Here is a 10,678-nt window from a genome sequence, read left to right on the forward strand (position 1 = left end):
TGGTGGGGCGGGGGGGGGTTTGGGCGTATTTCGGGGGTTACCCCCGGGGCGCGCTCCCGTTCTCCGCCGAACTCGACCTCGCCGTTGCCGACGGTGTGGGTGAGCCGGCGGTTGACGCGGTAGATACCACCCGCGACCTGCACCCAGGGCAGTGCGCGCGACAGCCAGCGGGAGCTGATCCCCTGCATCTGCGGCTCGGATTTGGTGGTGTGCGCCAGCTGTTGCGCCGCGGTGGTGCTGAGGCTCTTGCGGACGGAATTGTCTGTGGGCAGCGGCATTTCGATGGTCATGAAGTTCCTCACCTCGGGGCGGATATCGGCATGGCCGATCGGCCTGTGCGGCGCGACGATGCGCGACAGGCTGGGGGTGGGCAACGATGCGAATCGAATGGTCCTGCGCGGAAGAAACCGGGCGTGTGAAACGGTGTTACACGAAATTGGATGCGTGCCAGTGTGTTCCGGACGAGAACGATGGTAGGGCGTCGAGGCGACCGTGCGCGGGCTTATCGGGAAAACATGGCTGTGACCGGGAGATCCGTTGCGCGGGAGGCGATTGCGGAGCGACGAATGTCCTGGGATGAATCGCCGATAGGCGTCGGAACCGGCGGACGGTCGTTATCGTCGAATCATGTTCACCTGGATATATGGGCTACCGATCTGGCTGGACTTCCTCCTCATCACCGGCACCGCAGTCGGTCTCACGGTGACCGCGATTCTGCTCAGCAGGCAGACCGTGCAACGGGCCTTCGGTCCCGAGCCCGGCTGGAACGAGACCGTCACGATGGTGCTCACCGTCGGCGGCGTGTTCTACGGGCTGCTGCTCGGGCTGATCGCGGCGGCCACCTACGAGTCCTACGACGCGGCGCAGAGTCGCGTCGCCAACGAGGCCGCGGCGGTCGGCACCCTCTACCGCGAGGTGAGCGCCTATCCCGAGCCGTACCGGGAGCTGCTGCGCGACGACCTCGCCGACTACACCCGCGATGTGCTCGACGTCGTCTGGCCCGCCCTGCACGAGGGCACCGAACCGATGGGTGGCACCGCGCTGGTGACCAGATTCCAGGGTCGCCTGCTCGAATTCCAGCCGTCGAACAGCGCGGAGGAGATAGTGCACGCCGCCACGATCGACCAGTTCGCCCGGTTCGACTCCGACCGCAGGCACCGCATCAACGCCACCAAGGGCGGCATTCCCGATGTGCTCTGGTGGACGATCCTCGTCGGCGGCGCGGTCAATCTGGTGTTGCTGTGTCTTTTCTGTCTCGGCAAGCACGCGCACCTGGTACTCGGCGGGCTGTTCGCCTTCTTCCTCGGCGCGATGATCTTCCTGATCGCCGCGCTGGATTATCCGTTCCGCGGTGACCTGAGCGTGAGCAGCGAGCCGTTCGACAGCGTCTACATCAACGTGATGGGCCGCTGAACAGCGGGTGTGACCCGAATCGCCGGAACATGCGGCCTGTCACAGGCGACACATAATGGAGGTCCGGTGTGGTTAGCTCATATGAGCACATCGGGGTGTGTGAGGTGTGTCACTTTCAGCAGGGTAGGCCAGGTGGGAACGGTGGATATCAGTCCAAAAGGTGTGGTCGGTTCTATGCAGCGGTTGCTGGCTACCGCGCAGAACGGGCTGGAGGTGATCCGCTTCGGCGGATTGGCACACGATGTCGAGTCCTCGCCCTTCGAGGTCGTCGAGCGCAGACGCATGTATCGGTTGCGTCATTACTTCTCCGACGATACGGCGGCGGGCCGTCCGGTGGCGCTGCTCGTGCCGCCGTTGATGGTGAACGCCGACATCTGGGATGTGAACGCGGCGGGCGGCGCCGTCGGGATCCTGCACGCGAGCGGAATCGACTGCTGGGTCATCGATTTCGGTTCGCCGGCCACCGAGGAGGGCGGCTGGGAACGTGACCTGGCCGACCATGTGCTGGCGGTGAACTCGGCCATCGACACCGTCTGCGAGGCCACCGGCGCGCAGGTGCACCTGATGGGCTACTCGCAGGGCGGCATGTTCGCCTACCAGACCACCGCCTACCGGTACGGCAAGGGTGTGGCCTCCATCGTCACCTTCGGCAGTCCGGTCGACATCGTCGCGGGTATGCCGTTCGGCCTGCCCTACGGCATGGTGTCCGAGGTCGCGGACTTCCTGGCCGATCACGTGATGCACCGGCTGCCGATCACCGAATCGATGGTGCGCATCGGCTTCCAGATGCTCGACCCGGTCAAGACCGCCAAGTCGCGGATCGATTTCCTGCTGCAGCTGCACGACCGGGAAGCGTTGCTGCCCAAGGAGCGTCAGCGGCGTTTTCTCAACAACGATGGCTGGGTGGGGTATTCGGGTCCGGCGGTCGCCGATCTGCTCAAGCAGTTCGTCGCGCACAACCGGATGATGCTGGGCGGCTTCGTGATCCGCGATCACCCGATCTCGCTAGCCGAGTTGAAGTGCCCGATCCTGGCGTTCGTCGGCGAGGTCGACGACATCGGCCAGCCCGCCGCGGTGCGCGGCATCGTGCGGGCCGCGCCCAATGCCGAGGTGTACGAAGCCAGTTTGGTGGCAGGGCATTTCGGGCTCGTCGCCGGCTCGATCGCGACCAACCACACCTGGCCGATGGTGCGCGAGTGGATCGCGTGGATGGAAGGCAACGGCACCCTGCCCGAGCAGATCGTCCCGATGCAGGAGCACGTCCCGAGCAACGCGCCACGCACCGCGGCCACCCGGGTGGTGCACACCGCGGCCACCCTGGCCGAGGCGGGCGCGGGCGTCGGCAAGGCGCTGGAAGGCATCGCCAGCAATACGATTCGCGGTTCGGTCGAGATGGCCGGCGAGGCGGCGCGCGCCCTGCCGCGGCTGACCCGGCTCGGGATGATCCAGCCGCACACCCGGATCTCGCTCGGCAAGCTGCTCGGTGAGCACGCCAAGCGGGCGCCGCAGAAGGATCTGTTCCTCTTCGACGACCGGGTGCACACCAATGCTGCCGTCGAGGTCCGCATCGACAATGTCGTGCGCGGGCTGATCTCCGTCGGCATCCGGCCCGCCAACCGGGTCGGCGTCGTCATGGAGACCAGGCCGAGTGCGCTGGCCGCCGTCGCCGCGCTCTCGCGCCTCGGCGCCGTCGCGGTGCTACTCGCGCCCGGCGCCGAACTCGACCGGGCCATGGAGCTGACCGGTGTGCAGACGCTGATCACCGACCCGGAGAACCTGCGCACCGCCACCGGGACCGGCGCGCGCGTGCTGGTACTCGGCGGCGGTGGCACCAGGCAGCTGCTGGTGCCGACCGGCGATCGGGTGATCGACCTCGAGCAGATCGATCCGTCGCGGGTGCGGGTGCCTGCCTGGTACCGCCCGAACCCCGGTCTGGCGCGCGAGCTCGCGTTCATCCTCGTCATCGGCACCGGTGACCGGCTCGAGGCCAAGTACATCACCAACCACCGGTGGGCGCTGTCGGCGTTCGGCACCGCGAGCGCGGCCGACCTGGACCGTCGCGACACCGTGTACTGCCTTGCGCCGCTGCATCATTCGTCGGGTCTGCTGGTGAGCCTCGGTGGGGCGATCGCCGGTGGCAGCCGGATCGCGCTGGCCAGGCCGATGGACATGGAGCCGGGCCGCTTCGCCGAGGAGGTGCACCGCTACGGGGTCACCGTCGTCACCTACACCTGGACGATGCTGCGCGACCTGCTCGACGCGCAGGTCTTCCCGGCGGGCCACAACCATCCGATCCGGCTGTTCATCGGCTCCGGCATGCCCGCCGGGCTGTGGCGGCGCACCCTCGAACAGTTCACCCCGGCCAGGGTGCTCGAGTTCTACGCCTCGATCGACGGTGACGTGGTGCTGGCCAATGTGCCCGGCGCCAAGATCGGCTCCAAGGGCAGGCCGGTGCCGGGCACCGCGCAGGTCGAGCTGGTCGCCTACGACCCGGTCACCGAGGAAATCCGCGTCGGCGACGACGGCTTCGCGCGGCGCTGCGCCGACAACGAGCCGGGCCTGCTGCTCGGCAAGTCGGTAGACGGCGGTGACCTGTCCGACGGCGGGCTGCGCGGCGTCTTCCGGGCCGGCGACGCCTGGTGGCCGACGGAGAACCTGTTCCGCCGCGACAGCGACGGCGACTACTGGTTGGTCGACCGCCGCGACACGGTGATCCGCACCGCCCGCGGACCGGTGTTCACCCAGCCGATCGTGGACGTGCTCAACGACATCACCCCCGTCGACATGGAGGTCGCGTACGGGCTGAAGACCCCCTCGGGCATCCTGGCCGCCGCCGCGCTGAGTGTGCGCAAGGCCTTCAAGATCGAGCCGGGCGATGTCACCGAGGCGATGCGGGCACTGGCCCGCGATCAGCGGCCCGATCTGGTCTACGTCGTCGACGAGATCCCGCGCAGCACCAGCTTCCGGCCCTCCGCCACGGCGGTCCAGGCGGCCGGGCTGCCCAAGGCGGGTCCGAACACCTGGATCTACAACCGGGAGACCGACGCCTACGAAGTGCTCACCGACATCGCGGCCGCCGCGTTGTTCGGCGGTCACTGAGGGGCGAGTGGGGGTGGGCGGCGGCCGGCAGCCGCGCCTGCCGGCGTGACCAGCTCACCCCCGTGGCCGGACTTCAACGCGGGTGGCCTGCCGATTTCGGCCCCGGCCCACCGCCACGCGCCGGTTCCCGCGCCGTCTGTCGCCGCACCGCAGGAATGCGCCCTGTTCCAGCTCCCGCCCTTGCTGTCGAGGGTCGCCGTCCGAGCCGACCAGCCGTTTCTCATCGCGCCCAGCGGACCCGACACAGGCCGCTGCTCGCGGTCGGTCGGGCGAGTGATCGCTGGTCGTGGGGTAGATTGCCCGCGGCACTGATCGGCGACCCGCGTTGCGCCGCGGGCGGACTCGGAGGTTCGGTTGTGATCAGCTCACGGACGAGGGCCGCTTCGATACGGCTGCTGGCGCCGGTGGCCGCCGCGCTGGTGGTCTCCGGCGCCATCGTTGCGCCCGCTGTCGCCGAGACCGGGCCCGCTGGGCTCGATTTTTATTCGCCCGCACCGGAATTGGTGCCGGGCGAGCACGGTTCGGTGATCTGGACGCGTCCCTTGACTGCCGATCCCGCGCTGCCGGGCGCGCGAAACTACCTGGTGCTGTACCGGTCGGTGGATATGCAGGGACGTCCCGTCGCGGTCTCGGGCCCGCTCGCCGTGCCCGAGGGCGAACCGCCCGCCGGTGGCTGGCCGCTGATCTCGTGGGCGCACGGCACCACCGGCACCGCCGATGTGTGCGCGCCCTCGCGCGACACCACCGCGGCATTTCCCGCGCACGACTACACCTCGCTGGCTCGGGAGACGCAGGCGAGATGGGTCGCCGCCGGATACGCGGTGGCGCAGACCGACTATCAGGGACTGGGTACGCCGGGACCGCACGGCTATCTGATCGGTGAGGCCGAGCAGCGCGCCGTCGCCGACATGGCAACGGCGGCACGCGCTGTCGCGCCCGAGATCGGCACGTGGTGGGTCGCGATGGGCCACTCCCAGGGTGGGCAGGCCGCGGTGTACGCCAATGCGCGCTCGCAGGATTGGGCGCCGGGCATGCGGTTGCTCGGCTCGGTCGCGATGGCACCTGCCTCGCATCTGGGTCCGGTCGTGCGCGGGCTGGCCTTGATCGGCCGGGCCGGTGGCGCGCCGGGGATCGTCCCGTCCGGATCGGTGGCGTTCCTGCCGCTGTTCGTGCGTGGCGCCGAGACCATCGCCCCGATCGATCCCGCGAAGTTCCTTGCGCCACAAGCTTTGTCGATGCTCGCCCAGGCCGACGACCGGTGCATCGGTCAGCTGCGTGCCACCGATTCCTGGGGCGGACTCGATCCCGGCACCGTATTCACCACCAACCCTGAGGTCGGCGCGCTCGCCGACGTCCTCGACGCCAACGACCCGACCTCGCTACCGCTGACCACGCCACTGCTGGTGCAGCAGGGCACCGCGGACACCGTGGTGCTGCCGATAGCCACCGATGCCATGGTCGCCCAGCAGCGGTCGGCGGGCGAACCGGTGGAGTACCGCACGTACCCCGGCGTCGACCATCGTGACCTGCTCGCCGCGGGCTACGACGACGCCCTGTCGTGGGTGAACGCGCGCTTCGGGCGCTGACCGCCCGGGAGCGCTACACCTGGTATTCGGTGACCGCGTCGATCACGCGGCTCAGCTGCGCGTCGCTCAACAGCGGCCACAGCGGCAGCCGCACGATCGTCGCGGAGAAGTTCGCCGACCGGGTGCACGGCACCGGCGTGCGGCCGTACTTCAGGCCCGCCGGGCTCGAATCCAGCGGGATGTAGTGGAACGGCGCCACGATCCCGCGTTCGGCGAGATGAGCGATGATCCCGTCGCGGCTCTCCTCGGTCGGCATCCGCAGGTAGAACAGATGCGCGGTGTGGCCGCGGTCGGCGGGCACCGTCATCGGGCGGACATCGTTGCGGGCGGCCCAGTCCGGCAGCGCGGCCGCGTAGGTGTCCCACACGCGGTGGCGGTGCCGCTGGATGGTGTCGAACTCGGCCAGCTGCGCGTCCAGCACCGCCGCGTTCAGCTCGCTGGGCAGGTAGCTCGAGCCGATGTCCTGCCAGGAGTACTTGTCGACCTGGCCGCGCAGGAAACGGGCACGGTCGGTGCCCTTCTCCCGCATGATCTCCGCGCGGCCCATCAGGATCTCATCCGAGAGCAGCAGCGCGCCGCCCTCGCCGCAGTGCACGTTCTTGGTGTCGTGGAAGCTCTGCGTGCCCAGGGCGCCGATGGTGCCCAGCTGCCTGCCGCGCCACGTGCCGCCGAGGCCGTGCGCGTTGTCCTCGATGATCGCCACTCCGTGTTGCGCGGCCAGCGCGAGCAACGGCTCCATGTCGGCGGCGACACCGCCGTAGTGCATGACCACGATCGCCTTGGTGCGGTCGGTGATCGCTTCCGCCGCGGCCGCCGGATCGATATTGCCGGTCGTCTCATCGATATCGACGAACACACAGGTCGAACCGCGCAGCGCCATCGCGGTCGCCGCCGAGGTGAACGCGAAGCTCGGGACGATCACCTCGTCCTCGGGGCCCAGCTCGAGCAGCAGCGCGCCCAGCTCCAGCGCGTGCGTGCACGACGTGGTGAGCAGCGCGTGCCCGGCGCCGGTGATGGCCTTGATCTTGGCCGTCGCAGACTTGGTGAACTGACCGTCGCCGTGACTGTGATCGGAATCGAGCACGGTCAGCAGATTGGCGCGTTCAGCGGCAGCGCGGAACGGCCTGCTGAAGATGATCCGGTCGCTCACTCGTGGTGACCCTTCTCCGTCGCGGCTGCCGGTACCGCGGCGTCGACTCGATGGATCACGGCCGGCGCATGCATCGTATCCGGGCGCGGTGTCGGGGTTTCGACGGTCAGGTACAGCGGCTTGCCGACCAGGATATGCAGGGCCACACCGAGATACTCCGCGATCAGGCCCAGCGAGAACAACGTCGCCCCCGAGCACAGCAGCAGCACGACGATGATCGACGCCCAGCCCTCGGGATCGTGATTGTCCTGGGTCAGCGCCTGCACGATGACCACGCCGGCCATGATCACGCCCGCCAGCGCCAGCGTCACCCCGAGCATGCTCACCAGACGCAGACCACGAGTACCGCTGCACAGCACCATCTTCCAGAACAGCGAGAACAGGCGGCGATAGTTGTAGCCGGACTCCTCGCGGCCCTCGGCGCGCAACACCACCGGCACCTGAACGGCATTGCCGACCACCCAGGTCAGCGCCACATCCAGATACACGCCGTTGGCCGCGACCTCGGCCAGTTGACGGCCGATATCACCGCGGATCAGCCGGAAGCTCTCGAACCGCGTCGAATCCGGGAACGCGAACACCGTCGCCAGCACGATCTTCGAGCCGCGCGAGGTGATGTTGCGCAGGAAACCGTGCGGTCGGGTATTGGTCGGCTTCGAATAGACCAGATCCGCGCGCGAGGCCAGCGCCGCGTCGAGGAAATCGGCGATGAACGCCGGGTCGTGCTGACCGTCCTCGTCCATCGTGACGATCCAGTCGCCGCGCGCCGCCGCCATTCCCGCGATCGTCGCCGCGTCCTGACCGAAATTGCGGCTCAACCACACCGGGCGAACCTGCGGATAGGCACCTGCCAGTTCTTGCAGCACCACATCCGAACGGTCGGGACCGTTGTCGTGCACGAGGATGATCTCCTCGACCGCGAACCGGGCGCCGCCGGTCGAGGTGGACGGGCCGGTCAGCCGATCCAGCTCGGCGACCAGCGCCGCGATCGTCTCCTCGCCGCGATACACCGGGACGACCACCGACACCGAATGCACCGGGCTCGACCCGTCGCGGACGAGCGCACCGGCACGCAGGACTGCGGCGGGTCGGGACGAATGTGCGGAAGGAATCGGCATCGTCGACTTTCGGTGTATGAGGGCGAGCGCGTGGAGAAACCCAACAGTGAGCGCACTTTAACATCGGAATATGGCGGCCCGTGGCGCTGCTCGGCCGCCTGCCGCGGGTCCGCGGCGGATGTGGGCGTGCGGCGGTGCCGATGTGGGCGCTTGCCTGTAGGGTCTGGTCCTCGTGGTGGAAAGTAGAACCCCTCCCCGTCGTGCCGTGTACCTGTGGGGCTTGATCACCTCCCTAGGAGTGATCGCGGGCTACGGCGCGGTTCTGCTGGCCAACGCCCGGCACTTCTACACCGACGACACCGAATCCCAGTACGTCCCGCTGTGGGTGATGCTCGGCAGGCGGCTGCGCGACGGTGATCTGCCGGTGATGGTGCCCGAGCACTGGATGGCCGGAAACTACTCGATCGAAGAAGCGGGACTGCTGAATCCGCCGCAGCTGCTGATCGATCTGATCGCGCCGTCGGTCGGCAATCTCGTGCTGTACGCGACCGTGGTGAAGCTGATCTTCGCGATCATCCTCGGCCTCGGCGTCTACCGGATCTGCCTGGCCTACGGCTCGAAGGTGCAGTGGGCCGCGCTGGCGGGCGTGTCGATCCCCTTCACCGGCTGGCTGCTGTTCTTCGACGAGGCCAGCTGGATGACCGCGTTCACCGGCACCGCGTGGATGGTGCAAGCGTGGGCGTCGGGGGTGCGCTACGCGCGCGGCCGCGGCGGGCCGATCCCGGTGTTCGTCTACCTGTACCTGGCGATCTCGGTGCAGTACATCTTCCCCGCGGTCGAGGCCGGTCTGATGATCGGCGCGGTCGCGGTCGGCGAGCTGATCTACCAGAAGACCTGGCGGCCTTCGCTGAAACTGCTGCTGGTCTCGGGTCTGGCCGCGCTGGCCGGGCTGGCGACCTATCTGCCCAGCATGCTGTCGGCCAAGGTGACCTGGCGCGGCACCGCCCAGATCAACAACGACCAGTTCCTCACCGTGCCGTGGTCGGAATCGCTGAACGCGAGCCTGCCCTCGACGCTGCCCGCGTTCACCTCGTGGTGGGGCTATGTGCAGCCGCTGCCGGTGGTCTACATCGCCTGGTTCCTGATCCCGGCGCTGGCGTTCATCGACTGGGGTAAGGCGCGCGACGCCTGGCGCGAGCTCAGCGGGATCGCGCTGTTCGCGATCGCCGCGCTCATGTGGACCGCCGGTCCCGGCACGATCGGACCGCTGCGCTGGCCCGCCCGCGTGCTGCCGATGGTGGCGCTGGGTCTGCTGCTGCTGGTGTGCGTGCTGCTCGGCCGGTTCGCGACGTTCAAGGATTGGCGTTCGCGTGGCATCGCCGCCGCGGTGCTGATCGGGCTGCTGTGGGTGCGGTCGTTCTCGGCCGATCCGCACAACTGGGTGGTGCACGTGGTGGCCGCGCTGATCCTCGCCGCGCTCGGCGCCGGGGTGGTGTGGCTCGCGGTGAACAAGGGCACCTCGAGCGCGGTCGCGCTGGCGATCGTGGCGGTGTTCCCGATCGCGTACTTCCAGGTCGACCGCGCGCAACCGACGCCGATGAGCTGGAACCTGCCCAGCGACCGCGCCGCGGCCATGGCGGCGTTCCCCGACTTCGCGGGCACGACCCTGCAACTGGGTGATCGCGCGCTGATCCAGCCGGGGGAGCGCACCCTCGACGGCGCGTACGGCTCGCTGGTGTTCGGCAACTACGCCAAGGATCTCGAGCTCACCTACGTCAGCGGGTACACCCCGAACGGGCACTACTGGTTCGGCGACATGCTCTGCATGCGCTGGGACACCAGCGTCTGCCCCGACGCCTACCGGCGCGCGTTCGCGGTCGAACCGTCCACCGGCAAGACGATCGTCGACCTGATGAACGTCGACCGCGTCGTACTCCAGCGCGCGCTCTACCCGGACGCCCGCAACCAGGAGGCGCCCAGCGGCTGGAAGTGGGTCGACTACCCCGGCCACGAGAAGTACATCGCGGTGCTCGAACGCGAGAACGGCCTGATCTCCACCCGCAACGGCCGCATCTCGGCGGTCGAGGGCGGTACCGCGGTCTCGGTGTCGGAAACCGACACCACCAGCCGGGTCAGGGTCAGCTCCGAGAACGGCGGCCGCGTGGTGTTCGCGCGCCTCGGCTGGCCGGGCTACCGGGTCAGCATCGACGGCAAGGACGTGCCGTTCACGGTCGTCGCCAAGAGCTTCGTCGCGGTCGACATCCCCGCGGGCACCCGCGACGGCGACCTCGAACTGACCTGGCGCCCGCCGGGCTGGAAGATCGGCGGCGCCGCGATCGGCCTCGGCCTGCTCGGCCTCGCGCTGATGCAGC

The 10,678-nt window shown here is 68.8% G+C and carries 6 protein-coding genes and 1 pseudogene; 4 read left to right on the forward strand and 3 right to left on the reverse strand.

Features of this window, described 5'->3' with window-relative positions; all coding sequences use genetic code 11:
* Positions 1 to 290: pseudogene (locus ACFWPJ_RS11685) on the reverse strand (Crp/Fnr family transcriptional regulator); the annotation flags it as partial.
* Positions 291 to 627: 337 nt separating this feature from the next.
* Between ACFWPJ_RS11685 and ACFWPJ_RS11690 the strand changes: the two are divergent.
* From ACFWPJ_RS11690 to ACFWPJ_RS11700, 3 genes are all read left to right on the forward strand, one after another.
* Complete coding sequence (locus ACFWPJ_RS11690; protein WP_378849876.1) at positions 628 to 1,413, forward strand: hypothetical protein; 786 nt, start codon at positions 628 to 630, stop codon at positions 1,411 to 1,413.
* A gap of 81 nt (positions 1,414 to 1,494) precedes the next feature.
* A complete protein-coding gene (locus ACFWPJ_RS11695) occupies positions 1,495 to 4,512 on the forward strand; it encodes an AMP-binding protein (protein ID WP_378849878.1) in 3,018 nt (1,005 codons plus the stop codon).
* A gap of 356 nt (positions 4,513 to 4,868) precedes the next feature.
* Complete coding sequence (locus ACFWPJ_RS11700; RefSeq protein WP_378849880.1) at positions 4,869 to 6,098, forward strand: alpha/beta hydrolase family protein; 1,230 nt, start codon at positions 4,869 to 4,871, stop codon at positions 6,096 to 6,098.
* 13 nt (positions 6,099 to 6,111) lie between these two features.
* Here the strand turns inward: ACFWPJ_RS11700 and rffA are convergent, their stop codons facing one another.
* Both rffA and ACFWPJ_RS11710 read right to left on the reverse strand, forming a co-directional pair.
* Entirely contained in the window at positions 6,112 to 7,248 is a 1,137-nt protein-coding gene (gene rffA, locus ACFWPJ_RS11705) for a dTDP-4-amino-4,6-dideoxygalactose transaminase (protein ID WP_378849881.1), read from the reverse strand.
* Positions 7,245 to 8,285 (reverse strand): glycosyltransferase, encoded by a 1,041-nt coding sequence (locus ACFWPJ_RS11710; protein WP_378849884.1) that lies wholly within the window; start codon positions 8,283 to 8,285, stop codon positions 7,245 to 7,247. The genes rffA and ACFWPJ_RS11710 overlap by 4 nt, the downstream gene beginning before the upstream one ends.
* Before the next feature lie 286 nt (positions 8,286 to 8,571).
* Between ACFWPJ_RS11710 and ACFWPJ_RS11715 the strand changes: the two genes are divergently transcribed.
* The coding region (locus ACFWPJ_RS11715) for a hypothetical protein (protein WP_378849883.1) at positions 8,572 to 10,678 on the forward strand (2,107 nt) is incomplete at its 3' end.

The organism is Nocardia sp. NPDC058497 (assembly GCF_042720195.1).
GTDB lineage: Bacteria > Actinomycetota > Actinomycetes > Mycobacteriales > Mycobacteriaceae > Nocardia.

Bases quoted from the DNA above. Each gene is read 5' to 3' on its own strand.
- ACFWPJ_RS11695 (WP_378849878.1), top strand. From the start codon at position 1,495: ATGAGCACATCGGGGTGTGTGAGGTGTGTCACTTTCAGCAGGGTAGGC.
- ACFWPJ_RS11690 (WP_378849876.1), top strand. From the start codon at position 628: ATGTTCACCTGGATATATGGGCTACCGATCTGGCTGGACTTCCTCCTC.